The 16,508-nt window shown below is 53.8% G+C and carries 16 protein-coding genes; 11 read left to right on the forward strand and 5 right to left on the reverse strand.

The genetic code is table 11. From position 1 onward, the window contains the following. Positions 1-77 precede the first annotated feature (77 nt). Both MLE19_RS00530 and MLE19_RS00535 read right to left on the reverse strand, forming a co-directional pair. Positions 78-1,103: a lysylphosphatidylglycerol synthase transmembrane domain-containing protein gene (locus MLE19_RS00530; RefSeq protein WP_240716124.1), complete on the reverse strand. Its 1,026-nt coding sequence runs from the start codon at positions 1,101-1,103 to the stop codon at positions 78-80. Next, positions 1,081-2,199, reverse strand: a complete 1,119-nt coding sequence (locus MLE19_RS00535; RefSeq protein WP_240716125.1) for a glycosyltransferase — start codon at positions 2,197-2,199, stop codon at positions 1,081-1,083. Before MLE19_RS00535 ends, MLE19_RS00530 begins: the two co-directional genes overlap by 23 nt. 306 nt (positions 2,200-2,505) lie before the next feature. On the opposite strand from MLE19_RS00535, the gene MLE19_RS00540 reads away from it, so the two are divergent. From MLE19_RS00540 to MLE19_RS00565, 6 genes are all read left to right on the forward strand, one after another. Further along, positions 2,506-2,922, forward strand: a complete 417-nt coding sequence (locus tag MLE19_RS00540) for a CopG family transcriptional regulator (RefSeq protein ID WP_240716126.1) — start codon at positions 2,506-2,508, stop codon at positions 2,920-2,922. A gap of 59 nt (positions 2,923-2,981) precedes the next feature. After that, complete coding sequence (locus MLE19_RS00545) at positions 2,982-4,205, forward strand: extracellular catalytic domain type 1 short-chain-length polyhydroxyalkanoate depolymerase (protein WP_240716127.1); 1,224 nt, start codon at positions 2,982-2,984, stop codon at positions 4,203-4,205. A gap of 272 nt (positions 4,206-4,477) precedes the next feature. Then, a complete protein-coding gene (locus tag MLE19_RS00550) occupies positions 4,478-5,323 on the forward strand; it encodes an ABC transporter ATP-binding protein (protein WP_240716128.1) in 846 nt (281 codons plus the stop codon). Further along, positions 5,320-6,156 (forward strand): ABC transporter permease, encoded by an 837-nt coding sequence (locus tag MLE19_RS00555; RefSeq protein WP_240716129.1) that lies wholly within the window; start codon positions 5,320-5,322, stop codon positions 6,154-6,156. Before MLE19_RS00550 ends, MLE19_RS00555 begins: the two co-directional genes overlap by 4 nt. Positions 6,157-6,221: 65 nt before the next feature. Then, positions 6,222-7,202 (forward strand): ABC transporter substrate-binding protein, encoded by a 981-nt coding sequence (locus MLE19_RS00560; RefSeq protein ID WP_240716130.1) that lies wholly within the window; start codon positions 6,222-6,224, stop codon positions 7,200-7,202. A gap of 118 nt (positions 7,203-7,320) precedes the next feature. Continuing rightward, entirely contained in the window at positions 7,321-8,592 is a 1,272-nt protein-coding gene (locus tag MLE19_RS00565; RefSeq protein ID WP_240716131.1) for an amidase, read from the forward strand. 75 nt (positions 8,593-8,667) lie between these two features. Here MLE19_RS00565 and MLE19_RS00570 read toward each other — a convergent pair whose 3' ends face one another. After that, the gene (locus MLE19_RS00570; RefSeq protein ID WP_240716132.1) at positions 8,668-10,608 is read right to left on the reverse strand and encodes an exoribonuclease II; all 1,941 of its coding nucleotides are present in this window, start codon (positions 10,606-10,608) and stop codon (positions 8,668-8,670) included. On the opposite strand from MLE19_RS00570, the gene MLE19_RS00575 reads away from it, so the two are divergent. From MLE19_RS00575 to MLE19_RS00585, 3 genes are all read left to right on the forward strand, one after another. Continuing rightward, a complete protein-coding gene (locus MLE19_RS00575) occupies positions 10,607-10,807 on the forward strand; it encodes a hypothetical protein (protein ID WP_240716133.1) in 201 nt (66 codons plus the stop codon). The genes MLE19_RS00570 and MLE19_RS00575 overlap by 2 nt on opposite strands. Then, positions 10,782-11,579, forward strand: coding sequence for an HAD family hydrolase (locus tag MLE19_RS00580; RefSeq protein ID WP_240716134.1), 798 nt, complete (start codon positions 10,782-10,784; stop codon positions 11,577-11,579). The genes MLE19_RS00575 and MLE19_RS00580 overlap by 26 nt, the downstream gene beginning before the upstream one ends. A 98-nt stretch (positions 11,580-11,677) precedes the next feature. Continuing rightward, on the forward strand, positions 11,678-11,908 hold the full coding sequence (locus MLE19_RS00585) for a DUF4351 domain-containing protein (protein ID WP_240716135.1): 231 nt from the start codon (positions 11,678-11,680) through the stop codon (positions 11,906-11,908). A 99-nt stretch (positions 11,909-12,007) separates the two neighbouring features. Here MLE19_RS00585 and MLE19_RS00590 read toward each other — a convergent pair whose 3' ends face one another. Together MLE19_RS00590 and MLE19_RS00595 are read right to left on the reverse strand one after the other, a co-directional pair. Next, positions 12,008-13,000: a hypothetical protein gene (locus tag MLE19_RS00590; RefSeq protein WP_240716136.1), complete on the reverse strand. Its 993-nt coding sequence runs from the start codon at positions 12,998-13,000 to the stop codon at positions 12,008-12,010. Positions 13,001-13,141: 141 nt separating this feature from the next. Next, complete coding sequence (locus tag MLE19_RS00595) at positions 13,142-13,927, reverse strand: hypothetical protein (RefSeq protein WP_240716137.1); 786 nt, start codon at positions 13,925-13,927, stop codon at positions 13,142-13,144. 280 nt (positions 13,928-14,207) lie between these two features. Here MLE19_RS00595 and MLE19_RS00600 point away from each other — a divergent pair, with 280 nt between their 5' ends. Then, positions 14,208-14,933, forward strand: a complete 726-nt coding sequence (locus tag MLE19_RS00600; RefSeq protein WP_240716138.1) for a response regulator — start codon at positions 14,208-14,210, stop codon at positions 14,931-14,933. After that, positions 14,930-16,441 (forward strand): ATP-binding protein, encoded by a 1,512-nt coding sequence (locus tag MLE19_RS00605; protein ID WP_240716139.1) that lies wholly within the window; start codon positions 14,930-14,932, stop codon positions 16,439-16,441. Before MLE19_RS00600 ends, MLE19_RS00605 begins: the two co-directional genes overlap by 4 nt. Positions 16,442-16,508 lie beyond the last annotated feature (67 nt).

Genomic DNA, 16,508 nt, shown 5'->3' on the forward strand with positions numbered 1-16,508 from the left:
TGAACGTTTAGCTGCACGCTATAAGGGCGCCCCTCGGGGCGCCCTTATTTATTTTGGCGTGCTATTAAATAATACTGCTATAACGCCGGTGAGCGACGCAGCATGCGATAGCTATACAGCACAAACAGCGGGGCGCCTGCCGCCAAGTAAAGATGATAGCTAACCAGCCGCCACACCAATACCGCTGCTGCGGCCTGTTCGCGCTCCATTAGCGGCAGCAACAGACCACCCACGCCCACCTCTGCAGCGCCAGCGCCACCAGGCAGAAAGCTAAGCTGACTCGCGGCCATCGCCAGCATTTGAGTCAAGAAGGTCCACATCCAGTCTGCATGGCCGCCTACTCCCAGTACCGCTAAATAGAGCAAGCTGTAGCGCATCAGCCAATGGGCGGTGGTCAACAGCATCATCGCGAGAAGCGTCGTGCGCGGCAGCTCAAGCGTTACCTTGAGCGCATGCCGACAGCGCAATAGGCGCCGTGCTAGCCAGCGTCGACGATACTGGCTGGGCCATGGCGTGTTCACACTGGTTGAGCGCAATAGGTTGGGTAAAAAGCGCATTACCACAATCACTACTGTTGCCATTAAGGCTAATCCGACCAGCGCCCATTGCACCAAGGATTGATGTGGCCACTGGGTGTCGCTTAGTAGCGAAAAGAGCACCAGGCCACTCAGCATTGTCAGGAAGAACAGTAGGTCACAGCCTTGATCAATGAGAAACATTGCCGCGCCTTTTGCGGGCGGAAAGCCGCGCTGGGCAAGCAGCATCAGCAGGGTGACAGGGCCACCGCTGCCGCCTGGGGTGGCGCACAGCGCAAACTTAGATGCCAGCTCAATACCCAGGGCGCCGCGCTGGCCAAGCCTGCCTGCCCGGCCACCCAGCATCAGGCGCATCCTCATCGCATTAAGGTTCCAGCATAGAAATGCTAGCAAAAGCATTAATAGCAACAATTCGAGTGGGAAGTGCCTTACTCGCTGTAACGCTTCTGCACCGCCCAGCCAGGCGGTGAGCACCAGCGGCGCGATCAGCGCCAAGGCTATCATCACGCCATGGATAGGCCGCCACTTCAGTAGCTGGCGACGACTAGTGGTGTTGGTGGAGTGCATAGGGTTGGCTGCCGTGGCAAAGCTGCTGATAGTGCTCAAGCAGTGAGTGCATAACGCCATCCCAATTGAAATGGCGTTCGACATGGCGACGCGCATAGCGCCCGCTAGCGGCGACATCGTTGCTAAATAGCGCCACACAAGCCTCTGCCATGGCGGTGTGATCAAGTGGCTTGCATAAAATACCTGCGCCCAGCGGCACGTTTTCTGCCAGTGCCCCTGCATTTGCCGCTATGACTGGAATGCCGCTTGCCATGGCTTCCTGGGCAATTAAGCCGAACGTCTCCCTTGTGCCTGCGTGCAGCAGGGTGTCGCTACTAGCGAGTGCTTTGGCGACCTCGTGGGCGCCACAGCAGCGATCCACAATGGTGACGTTGCTGGGTACGTGATGCGGCATGCCGGGGCCCATCAGCAGCAAATGGTAATCGCTGCCTAACTGACGCATCGTTGAAAGCAGCACATCTATATTTTTCTCGCGAGAGTTGCGCCCCACAAAAATCAGCAGCTTTTTATCGCTGGAGATGCCCATGGCTTGGCGGAAAGCAGGGTCACTCTGCTGAGGGTTAAATTGCGCCAAATCGACGCCCAGTGGCTGGACGCGAACGTTATCGACGCCCCAGTCCTTCAGCCGATTCGCCATCGCATTGCACGGTGCCAGTACGCTATCAAACTGGCTATAAAGCGACGTGACATAGCGTATTAAGCGCCTTTCGACGTAGCGTCCAAAACGATCACCCATCAAGCGCGGAAGATCGGAGTGATAAAAACCGACCACAGGTACGCCAAGCCGTTGACCTGCTGCAAGCGCAGCCCAAGCGGTTACGTACGGGTCGCCTGCCTCAATGAGATCAGGCTTTAGATCAACCAGGGCATCCCGCCAGGGGGAGCCACGTAGCGGGAAACGATAGCCCTGGCCTAGAGGCAGGTGTAGTGCCGGTAAGGTGTGATGATCGCCCAAGCTATCGCGTTCTGCCCCCGGCACCAGCAGGCTGGTACGCAGCTGTGGGATACGTGAAAAAACACGGTGCTTGGCCTGTAAGTAGGTACGCACACCGCCGCTGGCGGGGGCATGAAACATCGTCACATCGGCAATGTGCAAGCTAACCTCCAACCACAAAGAGTGTCATCGTTTCACAATAAAGGAGAAATAAGTCAGTTCAGCGACAGTTGAGCCGAGGCTTTTATTTCCTGCTACTCCCTATCAACGCCTCCTTCTATCACAGTTATTCCAACGGAAAGCTTGTCGTTTTCTTTAGCTTATTTGTTGACTCGTGGCCCGACTAGACTAATATAACATCCATATGGATGGTATTTGGATTCCAATTAGATGTTTTTTTGGATGCTGGCTAGATTTTTAAGCCGTATCAAAAGATGTCATGCGACTGAGTACAACGAGGAACGATAAATGAGCGTGCATGAAATACGCCGCAAGGGCGGTGATTCCAGTGAGAAAATCACTATCAACCTTGGGGTGGTAGACCTGGGACAGATCGATTTGCTGGTTCAGGAAGGTTTTTATTCCAATCGGACCGATCTGATTCGTACCGCTATTCGCAATCAGTTGTTGACCCATGCCGAGGTCGTTAAGGAAACCGTGACCCGTAAGGCGTTTGTTTTGGGTCTTGAGCATTACAGTCGTGCGGATCTTGAGGCTCTACAGGTAGCCGGGGAGAAGTTACAGATTCAGGTGCTGGGCATGGCCAGCATTGCCGATGACGTAACGCCTGAGCTTGCCCTAGCCACCATTGAGTCCGTCGTGGTCTTGGGCGCCTTGAACGCCAGCAAAGCGGTTAAGGCTGCTCTGGCAGATCGCATCCACTGAAGGGCTCAGGCTCACTCAATAAACACTGACTAAGCAATCATTGAATAAGGATATTGAAAATGATCGATGCCACGATGACGAAGCGAATGGAAGAAGCGACGCGGCTAACCCGCGCGGGAAAACTCCAAGAGGCCATGGCTATTCTCCAGGGCGGTTCACCTGAATCGAGAGGCGCTGAAACGCCGAATACCTCTTACCAAGAAGGCAATACCTTCGACGGGACCTGCGAGGTCATCGACGAAGAAGCCACCGTATCTAAGCCAGCGCCTGCCGAGCCGCCAACGGGATCATTCTCACCCGGCGATATTAAAATGCCTGCTGCATGGCGCGATAAGTGGATGAAGTTTCGCGGTGGAGTGGCGCAGCCCGTGCAAGCAACGAGTACCAGCGTGGAACCACAGCCCGGGGCGTTTACTGCCGGTCGGTTTACCAGCCCTTTGGGCTCGCGTGATTACAAACTGTATATCCCTAGCGGCTATACCGGTCAGGCGCTACCGCTGGTGGTTATGCTGCATGGCTGCACACAGAACCCCGATGACTTCGCTGCCGGAACCGAGATGAACAGGCTGGCCGAAGAGCAGTTGTGCTGTGTGCTCTATCCGGCCCAGCCGATGACCGCCAACAGCTCGAAATGCTGGAACTGGTTTAAAGCCGAAGACCAACAGCGCGAGGGCGGTGAGCCCGCGATTATTGCGGGCATGACCCGCCAGATCATTAAGACCCATGGCCTTGATGGATCCCGAGTCTACGTCGCAGGCTTGTCGGCAGGCGCCGCCATGGCAACTACCCTAGCGATGACCTACCCAGATCTGTTTGCGGCGGTGGGCGTGCACTCCGGGTTGCCCCACGGCGTGGCCCAAAGTCTTCCTGATGCCTTGGGCGCCATGCAAGGAGGTACAGGGCCTCTTGGCGGTGGTAAAGCGAAAGGGGCCGGTTGGGCATCGGAAGTGCCCGCGATTATCTTTCATGGGGATCGCGACACTACCGTGCACCCCAGCAATGCTGATCGCGTGGCCGCCCAGTACAGTACATCGCGTCAAGCCGGGGCGACGGTAGAGCAGGGGAAGGTGTCTAATGGCCATGCCTATACGCGTACCACGCATCACAATGCGAAGGGCGAACCACACCTGGAGCAGTGGCAGGTACACGGGGCGGGCCACGCTTGGTCGGGCGGCAGCGCGAAGGGCAGCTATACCGATTCCAAGGGCCCCGATGCCACCAAGGAAATGCTGCGTTTTTTCTTTCAGCAACAACTGCATCAAGCATCAGCAGGTAGAGCGTGATCTTGCCGCCTCGGCCTATGTTCGAGGCGGTGTATTCTGTTCGATATGGGAAAGATTCAAGGAAAATGAATATGTAACAACAGAGTGCAAATGCATTCATTATGGTGCATGCAATCTATAAACCCAGTCGAGGTTCGGAGTATTGGCAGTTAGTTAAACAGAGGAAGGCTGTTCGGTTTTATACAATCATATTGATTTTTTATAATTAAATCGATTTTTGGCATGGTAAATGCAATTTCTAGGAGACCCAGGCATCCCCAAAGGTTCTAACGATGAACTCATCAATCGCCGTCCCCGTCTCCTCGAACCCGACGCTCAATAATCCAGGCATGCACCGCCAAAGTGTTATTTCTCTTAGCGGAGTTAAAAAGGCCTTCACCAGTCCTAACGGTGAATCAATTTCTGTCATCGAAGACATCACATTAGACATCAAGCAAGAGGAGTTCATCAGCATCGTAGGGCCGAGCGGCTGTGGTAAGAGCACGATGTTCAATATTATCGCCAGTTTGCTCGAACCCAGCGATGGCAGTATTACCTTAAGTGGTCGGGATCCAGCATGCGGTGCACGCATCGGTTATATGCTCCAGCGTGACTTGCTCTTTCCTTGGCGAACCATTATCGACAACGTCTGTTTAGGGTTAGAAATTCAAGGAGTTGCTAAAGCCAAGCGTTACGCCATGGCACGCGAACAGTTGGCTCGTTATGGTCTTGCGGATTTCGCTGATCAATACCCCAACACACTGTCCGGCGGTATGCGGCAAAGAGTGGCGCTAATCCGTACGTTAATCACTGACCCAGATCTCATTCTGCTCGATGAGCCTTTCTCAGCGCTGGATTATCAAACACGTTTGGTACTCGAAGAAGAGATTGTCTCCATCCTTAAAGAGCAACATAAAACGGTAGTGCTGATCACTCACGACATAGGTGAAGCTATTGCCATGTCGGATCGGGTGGCGGTAATGACACAGCGACCTACCTCCGTAAAGAAAATCTATGATGTAGGACTTTCCCGCGAACTTGGCTCCTGCTTAAAAGCCCGCAGCGATGTCCGTTATCAGCGTTACTTCGACAGCATTTGGGATGATTTAGATATCCAGATTGCGGGAGTTGAACAATGAGCGAGGCACAATTTTATACTCATACCATTCGTGCCGGCAGCGTAAAAGAGAACGATGAGCAGCGCGCACGCAGTAGCTTTTTAACTGATAATTTATGGCGGATTGCGGGGATAGGGTTAGTCGTTGTTTTATGGCAAATAGGCGTTATGAACGAATGGATCAACCCCTTTTTAATGGGCTCCCCGGTGGGTATCGCAGGCGAGGCTTGGCGATTAATACAGTCTGGTCAACTGCTTAATGACACTATTGCGACGGTTTACGCCACTGTCGTGGGCTTCCTGCTAGGCAGTATCCTCGGTTCTATTAGCGGGCTGCTACTGTGGTTTTCGCGAACTACCGCTCGCATTATCGACCCCTTCATGGTGGCTCTCAACGGCCTACCTAAAATTGCGCTGGCGCCGATGATCATCATTTGGTTTGGCTCCGGAATGCTCTCAAAAATTGCCCTCGCCTTCGTAGCGACGTTTGTCGTCGCTCTGCTCTCTGCCTATCAGGGTACGCACCAAATTGATCGTAATCTCATTAACTTGATGCGCTCGATGGGTGCCAGTCGTCGTGAAGTATTTACCAAAGTGGTGGCGCCAGCATCGTTGCCCTGGATCATTTCCGCTTTCCGCTTAAACATCGGATTTGCCTTGATTGCTGAAATTGGCGGTGAGTTTATCTCCTCCGACCGTGGTTTAGGTCGCATGATTTTTGTCGCAGGAAACCTATTTAACCTCAATGTTGTTTGGGTGGGCGTAATCACTCTAATGATTGTGGCCATCGTGCTGTACGTCATCGTATCTCAGGTTGAGAAGCGCTTACTGCCATGGGAACAAGGCCAGCGATAGATACAGCAAAGTAAGTTGTGCGTCCCTACTGTTCGTCAATCGATAACGTCAAGAGGCAGGACAAGATGAAACTTTCTTCCGTCTATAAGCGTGCTGTTTTCGGTACTGGGCTGCTGGCATTAGGTGCTTCTGCACCACTTCAAGCAGATGATATGGATACCATTTTAATTAATGAAGCCTTTCATTCGCTGCTCTATTTGCCGGTCTATGTCGCTAAACATGAAGGCATTTTCAATAATCATAATATTGATGTACCGGTGGTGCGCTCGGCGGGATCAGGGCCTGCTGCATTAGCCTCAGTATTAGCAGGAGAGTCTCAGTTCTCGGTTCATGGCCCTGAGCACGTGGGCTTTGCTCAGGAGCAGGGCGGTAGCGGCAAAGCCATTAGTGCTGTAGCTAACAGTGCGCCTGTATGGGTACTGGCTCATCCAGATCTCGACTATGACTCTCCTGCGGATCTGGCAGGTAAAGAGGTGGTGGTTGGGCTGGCTCCGGGTACCTCGAATACACTCATACGCAGGTTGATCGCCGACGCAGGGCTCGAAGGTGAAGTGGATGTCACCGAAGTGCAGAATGGTTCTGAGCTAGGCCCTGTGCTTTCGGGGCGTGGTGATATTGCGGTTGCCTACCAGCCCCAGGTGGAGCAAGGAATTTCTCAAGGCTTGGAAATTATTCACGCCTTTACTGATGATTATCCCGAGTATGCCTTTTCAACCATTAACACCTCGCAAGAGATGATTGATGAAAATCCTGATCTAGTAAAACGCTTTGTTATGGCGATCAATGATTCTCTTGAGTTAATCCACTCAGATGCGGACATCGCGAAGGCCGTAGCGCGACTTGAGTTTGGTGACCTGCAAGGAGAAGTGGTGGATGCTGCCGTCCAGCGTATGATTGAAAATAGTGTCTATCCTGAAAGCGTAATGATTACTGAAGATGCTTTTACCAACGCGATCGAAATGCAGCAGTTTGTGGGCAATATTAAAGGCGATATGTTCTACGAGGATATTGTTGACGCTTCTTTTGCCAGCGAAGTAGTTCAGTAACGTTATTATTTATAAAAAAAAGAGGGTCGATCAAGTGGCGTTAACGTAGCGCCACTTGATTTTTTTTACTGGCAACAGCTGTCAGTAATGGCCTTTGATAGTTTTACAGGAGAGCGTTGTGACCATTGATCCCCATTTGACCATCGAGAACTATCAAGCCGCTTTGAAAGAAGGCCGTGCCGAGCCCTATGACTGGTGGCACTACTGCGCAGCCCATATAGAAACACGCGAGCCCGAGGTGCAAGCCTGGGAGGCGCTGGCACCACGCTTGCCAGCGTTACCTTCAGAGGTAGATGTAGGCAGTAAGCCACTGTATGGAGTGCCGGTAGGTATTAAAGACATAATCGACACAACGAATATGCCCATTACCTGGGGCACTCGCGGTTATCTTAGCTCTCCTGGTTCACAGTTAAATGCTGCACTGGTCACGCTTTTAGAGCAGCAAGGGGCGCTGGTCATGGGCAAAACGGTATCGACAGAGTTTGCCTACTTCACTCCCGGCAAGACCCGCAATCCCCATGATCCAACCCGCACACCGGGAGGTTCATCAAGCGGCTCGGCTGCGGCTGTTGCAGCCGGTATGGTGCCGTTGGCATTTGGTACACAAACGGCTGGCAGCATGATTCGGCCAGCGAGTTACTGTGGCGTATTTGGCTTCAAGCCCACGTTTGGCACGCTTAGCTGTGACGGCGTGAAACCGTTTGCGGCCTCGCTAGATACGTTAGGCTGGTTTACCCGCCATATCGACGATATCTGCACGACGTTCTCGGCGCTGACCAAGGCGCCCACCATCCCAGCGTTAGATAACCTCAAAGGTGTCCGCGTTGGTATCCGCACCTTGCCCATTGATGAGCCGCTGACGCCTGAGGTTGAGCAGGCCCTGGCAAATGCGCAGGCACGTTTTGAGCAGGCGGGTGCCGAGGTAGTGCCACTAAATTTAGATGCCCGCTACGAAGCACTCGTTGAGCATCAAAAAGTGGTTATGGCCTATGAAGCTGCTCAATCACTAGCGAGTGAATATCAGGATTACGCCGCTAAGATGGGCGTTAAACTGGTTCAGTTAATCGAGCAGGGACGCGCCACTAGCTTTCATCGCTATATCGAAGCCAAGCGTGCCGCTAGCGAAATGCAGCAGGCGCTTGCTCAGGTATTTAGCGAGCAGGTAGATATCATTCTCGCCGCTAGTGCTCAAGGCGAAGCGCCGAAAGGCCTCGATGCAACTGGCGACCCCATATATTGTCGGGCATGGACACTGTTGGGAGTGCCTTGCCTCAATTTACCGTTGAGCCAAGGGAGTGCCGGCATGCCGGTGGGGGTGCAGGTAATTGCCGATCGCTGGCAGGATGAGAAGCTTTTACAGATCGCCCGCACGTTGATGAAGGCGGACTAATTATCAGCCAAACAGCGTAAACAACAACGGCGCCCTTAGGCGCCGTTGTCGGTTATTGCGAGTAAACGAGTGTGTTTACGCAGCCGGTTTAGCCACCAGCGAGCGAGTCTCTTCGCGGGCTTCAGTAAGCACTACACGAAGCGGATCACCAAGCTTATAACGCTCTTCGCCTTCGATTTGGATACGTCCCTCTTTATCGTCAATCACCACTTTGCTGCGGTCACTGTGCATCAAGGGAGCAGGCACAAAGGCGGTCGCGCCATTTTCCAGCAGACGAACGCGCATACCGCCACGGTTGATGGCCATGATTTCGGCTTCAAACGTATCCTGGTTCTGCGCGGCGGGCGTTAGGTAGCGCACGTAGAGCCAATCTTTTACATCGCGCTCGGCCATACGATTCAGACGGCGACGCTCCGTCAGCTGCTCGGTGAGCTGCTGGGTGGCTTCAGCGGGTGCCTGTTCACCTTTCAGTACGCGCTTGATCAGGCGGTGGTTGACCATATCGCCATACTTACGAATCGGCGAGGTCCAGGTGGCGTAGGCAGCCAGACCCAAACCAAAGTGCGGGCCAGGCTGTGCCGACATCATGGTGAAGCCCTGGAAACGGCGCAGGCGCGCATCCAGCCAAGCGTCGTCGCGGCTTTCCAGCGCACGCTTCAGCTCGGTGTAGCGAGCAAGCTCGGTCAGTGCTTCGCGTTCGACCACGATCTCCTGACCTGCCAGGAACTCCTGGGCAGCTTCGGCTTTCTCAGGCTCGAACGCGCGATGCACGTTAAAGATACCGTGGCCGATATGCTGGGCCAGGAAGTCCGCGCAACAGGCGTTAGCCACAATCATCGACTCTTCGATCATACGGTTGGCAATGCGGCGCTCTTCGGTGCGCACGGCCAATACGTTGCCAGCGGGATCGAGATCAAACACGTAGTCTGGGCGGTCTTTAAACACCAGTGCGTGTTCGTTGCGCCAAGCGGTACGGGCTTCGGTCAAATCACGCAGCGCGGTGAGCTGCTCGGCAATATCATCTGCTGGCGCCCAATCGCCTTGGCCTTCGATCCAGTCGGAGACATTGTCGTAAACGAGCTTGGCGTGGGATTTAACGTTCGCCGCAAAAAAGCGGTACTCGCCCAGGCTGCCGTCGGCATTGATATCCAGCGTGCAGGCCAGCGCGGGGCGCTCTTTATTTTCCCACAGCGAGCAGAGATCATCCGCTAGCTGCTCTGGCAGCATAGTGACGTTCTGACCGGGCAGGTAAACGGTAAAGGCGCGAGTGCGGGCTTCTAAATCCGCCGCATGGCCCTCTTCCACATAGGCCGTGGGGTCGGCAATCGCGACACTTAACTGCCAGCCGCCTTCCGCGCGAGGTGCGATGTGCAGCGCATCATCCATATCGCGGGTCTTCTCACCATCGATGGTGAAGAAAGGCGTGGCGGTTAAATCTTCGCGCGTCAGGCCTTCATCCATCAGCGGCCAATCGGTACTCGCATCGGGGCACTCTTGCTCCAGCGCATGGCGGGCAAGCGTGACGCGCCACGGCACTGCCGGATCATCGCTTTTAGCGACCAGTTCATCAATCTGGGCAAAGAAAGCGCGGTCATCGGCTTTTAGCGGATGACGCACCAAGCGCGCAACGACCCAATCGCCGTCAGCAATGCTGTCTTCATCAAGGTTGTTTTTAATCCGCGCCTTGATAACGTTTTTAATCGACGGATGGTCGGGCACCACGGCCAGACGTCCTTCGCGCTTCTGCACGCGGGCGACAAATCGATCAAGCCCAGCTTCAATCAGCTTTTCCGGCTCAATGGATTTTTTGTCACCGTTCTCGTGAATCACGCCTTCCACGCGATCACCGTGAATCACCTGCTTCATGGCGGGTGGTGGCACGAAATAGGATTCACCGTCGTCGGTTTCGAGAAATCCGAAACCCTTGTCGGTGGCTTTGATCACCCCTTCAGCACGGGGGGTGGTTTGACGAATCTGTTGCTTGAGCTGGGCAAGCATGGAGTTATTCTGAAGCATGAGCTCAATCAGTTGGCGAGAGTTAGGGTGCCACTATACGGATTCCCGCTTGCCACGCCAATTGCCGCCGAGTGAAGTCGGCCCGGATGTTCGCTTGGGTGACGGCGCGTCAAAGGCTTACATGCGTTTAGGGGAATCGGTTAAGCTAAACGCCCATGCCGATGGAGCGCACTATGACACCCCGCCTGATTGTTTCTGACCTGGATGGAACCCTACTAGGAAGCGACCACACCCTGCACGAAAGCACGGTTGAAGTGCTGCGGGCGCTGGTGAAGCAAGGCCACCACGTCGCGCTTGCTTCGGGGCGTCACTATCACGATATGAAGGTATTTCGTGATCAGTTGGACATTCCCGCGCACCTGATCAGTACCAACGGCGCCTATGTGCACGACCCACAAGGCACCTTATTGGCCGCGACCCATGTCGAACCTGAATATGCACAAACGCTGATTAATCTCCCGCGCCCGCCTCAGGTGCGCTTGAACCTCTACCATGAAAGCGGCTGGCATATTGATGCCGAAGCCCCACATCTATTATCACTTCATGCTTCTACCGGTTTTGGCTATGAAGTCGTGCCGCCCGCGCAAATGGACACTAACGGTGTAGGCAAGGTGCTCTATCTAGGCGATCCAGGTGCTCTGAAACAGCTGGAAGCCCAGGCGCAAGAGGCCCACGGCGACAACCTGCATATTACTTACTCCACGATTGATTCTCTGGAAATCATGGCCGGTGGGGTCAACAAAGGCGTGGCGCTGTCATCACTGCTGGAACGGTTGGGCTTAACGCCTGCAGATTGCCTAGCGTTTGGCGATAATCTTAATGATACCGAAATGCTCGATTTAGCAGGGGAAGCCCAGGTAATGGGCAACGCCCATCCGGAGCTATTCGACCGTATAAAGGACGCCGAACGCATTGGCCACCATGGTGAGGCTGCCGTTGCCGTATGGCTGAAAAAGCGCTTTGGGCTGTAGGATTATGTATTAATTGGGGCTTTTAATTTCGTCACTTACAGCGACTTGGGGCAGAGGTCAACCTGAAGCAGCTCAATAGTTTGGTGGAGGATAAAGATATGTTGGCAGAGAACTTAGAGAACTTGGTCAAAAAAGAGCGTTTGGAAGGACGGCAAGAAGGCCGACAAGAAGAAGCCCAGCGCATTCTGCGCAAGCAGCTTGGCTTCAAATTTGGCGAGCTGCCTGTTTGGGCAGAACAGCGTTTGGGACAAGCAACGCCTGAACAGCTGGAGGAGTGGTCGGCTGCTATCTTGACCGCTAACTCCCTTGATGAGCTGTTCAAAGACTGACGTTACGCTTTATTTATTCGCTGGTGGTTTTAGCCAATCAAGCAATTTCAGGAAATGACTGATTAATACCACCGACGCCACTAAGAACCAACACTCTTCCTAACGTTCTTCCGAGTCTTTTTGCTCAAGGCTACGCAGCGCCATCTTTAGCAGGCTCATGCCTTCTTCTTCGTTTTCAAGCACTGCTCTGATGTCGATGCTGCGCAACACACCCCCATTCTCATCGCCCTCTACGACGAAAAAACTTTCCAGCGATGCTTTTACTCCATTCGTATAGGCGGGTAATTCAGAGAGGTTCCTATTATCTGCTTGAGCTAGCTTGTTTTCTTCGGGAGCCACCGATACACCGCGCCAGGCTCTTTCTGCCTCCGTCATTCCAGAGATCAATTTAGCGTCGACCTGCCTAGCCATGCGAGTCAGGCCCCCCCCGTAGTCACCTTCCGCAGCATATGTGTCGCTGTACAATTCATACGCCTGGTTTCTGAAGTGAGTATCGTTTTCCGTCATCTGCAGAAACGACAAATAGCGCTCCGCCGCGGTAAAGTCTCCAGAGTCATCGAAGGCGATTTTGGAGAGCGAGTGCCTATCCAGTTCGGCGAAAGGGTTTTCGGAGGATGCCTGGGGGAACGGCTCGTCGCTATTATAAAATTTAGACATCAGGTGGTTGGCCGCCTGCTCGGCAATAGAAAGCCGATTTTTGTCGAAGCTGTTCGGGCGCTCCAGCAGTATCTCCGCTACCTTACCCACTTCCTGCCCGACCATTTCCTGAAGCTGTTCATGCATTTTTTCTAGAAAACCGTCAAATGCGGCGGGAGAGACGGTTGCCGCGCCTTCCTCCTTCAAGAGTATCTTTGACATCTCCATCGCCATGGAAGAGAGGTTGACCACGGCGCTTTTTTCTTCGCTCTTGGTCAGGGAATGGCTACTGGCTATTCTGGATGAGCCCTCTATCAGAGGAGAATCGCCAGCCTGAAATCCATAATAATTTGGTGAATTGATATGGCTGGCGCTCATGGTGCCGCGCCCTAGCACTTTTTCGTTATAATGATTATTGGTGTTCAAAAGGCTAAAGGCATAAGAGTGTGTTTTCACGACTTGTCTCCGCTTATAAATTGACGAATAGTGCCCTTGGCTTTACCGGGTCGAGGACAGTCAATGATAAGTAGACCGTAAAGGTTGCGGTGTATTGCTAAGGCTCGGACCATTGCTTGTTACTTAGTTGGTCTGTAGTGGTCAACTAACCGATGAGTTAGCAAAGCGTTTGCTAAGATTGGAGAAGTCGTCACTTGACATCAGTATGTCAAAAATATCTTCAGGGGCCCCTTTGCCTTCAGCGCGGTGGGTCATAAAGTTGAAGTCCATCTCGATTAGGTGCTCAAGGCGCGGCGCATAAAAATCAGGATATTGCGCCTGCATAATAGGGGGCAGCTCGTTGTAATTACCCAGCACTTCTTTGAAAAATTCGGTCATCTTGCCAGTTTGTTCATACTCCAATTTACCTCGAGCTATAACTGCTGCCCTCCTTACTGTTTCCTGATCGTATTCTTCTGCCCAAGCTGCGCGGCGCTCATTGGCCGTAAACGTGCCACTATCATCATAAATAATCAGAGCGAGTTGGTCTTGAGATAGGCCACTGAAAGGGTTGCTGCCCCTGCCATTAACAAAGGAGGTGGCCTGTTTAGCCCGCTCCAATAGTTCTGGGTCATCGGTGTTGGGCACTTCGGCGTCGTATCGAGCTCGGTTGTTGTGGTAGCCCTGGCCGGTAATCTGGCTGAGCAGTGCATCGGCTTTTTGCCCTAACGCTTTACGATCCAGGCTGGCATCACGCTCTTCGGCACGCAGGGCGCTGTCACTTAACTGCTGGGCCAGGGTAGACAGTTGGCTGGATGGCTTCGATGAACCAGAGGTAGGCGTTGTGCTTTCGCCTTGTTCGGCTCCCTTGGTTGATACGTCCTGGGTGCGGCTGCCAGCAGTCGTTTGCGACGTCGCCGGGGTGGATGAACCAATACCGATTGTCATTGCAATACCTCCTTGTGGCTTTGCTTAATCGCCATCAATATGTGGCCGATGATAGTGACGAAAGCGCTGATTATTGCTCTATATCTACATTATTAATCGGCTAAGCAAACAAAAGCATTAAGTAAATATTGTATTTTTTTGTTAGCATTCTTATTAATACACAGAAAAAGCGTAGCCACAGGTGATTTCATCATTAGTCGAAGGGGGGTTGAGATGCACAGTTCCCTAGACCATCATCAAAGCCCAATAACGACAATAGCGTAGGGCTGAACCCGCTGCGATGACGACAACCCCCGCTACCTTGATTGTGGTCGACGATGACCCGGAAATTTGTGAACTGCTCGCTGACTACCTGGGGCGGCACGGTTACCGGGTATTTACGGCGGATGGCGCCCAAGCGCTGCATTCGCTGCGTGCCGAACATACCCCAGACTTGCTGATAGTCGATTTAATGCTACCTGGTGACGACGGCTTTACCATCTGCCGCGACGTTAGAAAGCATAGCGATGTGCCGATAATCATGCTCACCGCCAGTGCCGATGAGACCGACCGCATTCTGGGTCTGGAGCTGGGGGCTGATGACTACTTGGGCAAGCCGTTTAATCCCCGCGAATTGCTGGCGCGCATCAAAGCGGTACTGCGACGCACCCGCTGTACTCCGCCAGAGTTGCCTGCGGGGCAGGCGCGCTGGGTCAGTTTTGGTAATTGGCAACTCGACCGTATGACCCGCGAGCTGATTGACCTGCAGGGCGAGCGCGCCGCGCTTTCAGGGGCTGATTTTCAGCTATTGCAGGTGTTTTTAGAGCATCCGGCGAAGGTTCTCACTCGGGATGATCTTTACGCGCTTACCCGTGGGCGGGACGCGCCGCCGCTTGATCGCTCCATTGATGTCCACGTTTGCCGCCTGCGTCAACGGCTGGGTGAAGATGCCCAGCACTCGCAGCTGATTCGCACGGTGCGTGGCGCAGGCTATGTGTTAACCGCCCAGGTAGATGCATTAACGTGAAACAAGTGGGGTGGGCCGAGACCAGGCGGCTTTTATCCAGACGAGTATCCCGCTGGTTGCCGCCGTCGCTGCGCGGGCGCTTTGTGATCATCATGATCGCTGGGGTGCTGGCCGCCCAAGGGGCCAGCTACGCGATCTGGACTTCCCAGGTGCGCTCCAGCCATTTGGCGCAGTTGGATGAACTGTCCACTAACATGGCGTTTAGCATCGCCTCCACCATGAAGTTTTTCCGCTCGCTGCCTGTGGACTACCGTCATATCGTGCTCGATCAGCTGCGTAATATGGGTGGCACGCGCTTTTTTGTTAGCGTTAACGAGCGCAGGCTCACCATCGACGATATCGGTTCGGGCCCGGAGAAAGAGGTAGTGGTGAACAACGTGCGCTCGGTGCTCACCCAGCAGCTCAATATTGATGATGTGATTGTCGAGTTCTCCCGCCCGGAAAACCTGCGAGTGCTGAATAATGAAGTGTTGCTCTATGATCTGCCGCCGCGCTGGGGGCAGCACAGCCTGCTGATGGAACCGCTTTCGCCGCCGATTCTGGTCGTTCAATTGGAGCTTGCCCCAGGCACCTGGCTGTATGTCGCCACATTGCTAGGCGTACCGGATATTTTCAGCGGCTATCGCTGGCTCTCTGAAGAGCGCTTGCTGGTCGGGCTACTGGTGCTACTAAGCGTGCTGGCGCTCTCGCTTTTGGGCATCACCAGCGTGACCCGACCACTGGCTCGGCTTTCACGGGCAGCGAATCAGTTGGGTGATGACTTGGATATGCCGCCTCTCAAAGAGAGCGGCCCCAAAGAGGTTGCCGCCACCGCCGCGGCGTTCAATCGTATGCAGCGGCGTATTCGCGAGCAGATTGAGGAGCGCGAGCGGCTGTTTTCGGCGATTTCCCATGATTTAAAGACGCCGTTAACTCGGATGCGCCTGCGCGCCGAGATGCTTGATGATGACTATCAGCGTGAGCGTTTTTGCGCTTCATTGGATGAGCTGGATAGCCTCGTTAAAGGCGCTTTGGCCTCGGTAAAAGGCTTGGATCTGCACGAAGAGCCCGCATCGGTTGATCTTACGCACATGGTCGAAGAGCTAGCAGAAGAGCTTAGCCTTCAGGGCGGTAAGATCAGTATCGAGATTAAAAACGGCCACGCTATTGCACCGCTGATTGCCAAACCGCTGGCGCTTAAACGCTGCCTGGCAAACCTGCTTGAGAATGCCGTGTTCTATGGTAAGCAGGCCGAGGTAGCGCTCGTTGATCACGGTAACGCGGTCACTCTGCACATTCGCGATCACGGTCCCGGTATTCCCGAAGAGCAGCTGGGGCGGGTGTTTTCGCCGTTTGTGCGCTTGGAACCCTCGCGCAGCCGACATACTGGCGGTAGTGGCCTCGGGCTGGGTATTGCTCGACATATTGCTCGCGCCCACGGCGGCGATATTCAGCTTGCCAATGATCCAGAAAAAGGGCTTGTAGTAATGCTCACGTTACCCCGCCAGAAAACTATTACAGGCTTGTAATAAAACCCCAACACTATGCAGTACTCGGTAACTCCCGTTGTGGCCTAACTTAGCCTACTCTCCCAGA

The sequence above is a fragment of the Vreelandella neptunia genome (genome assembly GCF_022489065.1).
In the GTDB taxonomy this organism is placed as follows: Bacteria; Pseudomonadota; Gammaproteobacteria; order Pseudomonadales; family Halomonadaceae; genus Vreelandella; species Vreelandella neptunia_A.